Annotated in this window: 2 pseudogenes; one reads left to right on the forward strand and one right to left on the reverse strand. The window is 63.0% G+C overall.

Annotated elements, in window-relative coordinates:
- Nucleotides 1–185: pseudogene (locus MBELCI_RS18955) on the reverse strand (IS256 family transposase); the annotation flags it as partial.
- Nucleotides 186–280: 95 nt separating this feature from the next.
- Here MBELCI_RS18955 and MBELCI_RS20285 point away from each other — a divergent pair.
- Nucleotides 281–772, forward strand: a pseudogene (locus tag MBELCI_RS20285) (IS110 family RNA-guided transposase); the annotation flags it as partial.

The raw sequence follows: 772 nt of genomic DNA on the forward strand, positions 1-772 counted from the left end.
TGCCGAACCACGCGCTGGCGCCCGTCCGGCAAACGGATCTCGGCAAGCTCTGCGACGAAGGCATCCGCCTCTGCCCGCAAGGCCGCAGCCAACATCCGGCGCGCCCCCTCGCGGGCAATCTCGGTCAGGGGGTCGTCCAGCGAATGGGGCTGACGAAGCGGGATGATGTCAGTATCGTTCTTCATGGCGTATCGCTCCTTCGGGAGGTTCTGGCAGGCTTCAGCACCCGCCACGATACGCCGCCTTCTCAGGCCGCATCACCCATTTTCAGCCATAGCTCCTTTTGATCCGGCAGCGCACCTAAGCGATCAATGCCCTGCGTGGCCATCTGGCCGAGTTCGGAGAGGTGGTGCCACAAGGGGTAATAAACGCTGCACGCCTTGTCGCTCTTATCGAGAACGCAGAAAGTGGCCTGCCCGCCGATGCGCGAGACACCTTGGAAGATCTGGTAGAAACGCTGACCCAGATCGACGCTCAGATCGGAAAGCTCGACAAAGAGATTGTCCGTCGTGCCAAGGAGAGCGACGTCGCGCGACGGCTGATGACGGTCCCGGGCATTGGCCCGTTGATCGCCACGGCGGTTGCGGTGTTGGCACCCCCGCCAGAGACGTTCCGAAGAGGGCGGGACTTTGCCGCCTGGCTCGGCCTGGTGCCGCGACAGCATTCGACGGGCGGCAAGCAGCGCTTGGGCGCCACCACGAAGATGGGCGAGCGATCTTTACGACGTCATCTCATCATCGGCGCCAACAGCGTCGTCATCAAACGACCGTAT

The sequence above is a fragment of the Limimaricola cinnabarinus LL-001 genome, from assembly GCF_000466965.1.
Lineage (GTDB): Bacteria > Pseudomonadota > Alphaproteobacteria > Rhodobacterales > Rhodobacteraceae > Limimaricola > Limimaricola cinnabarinus.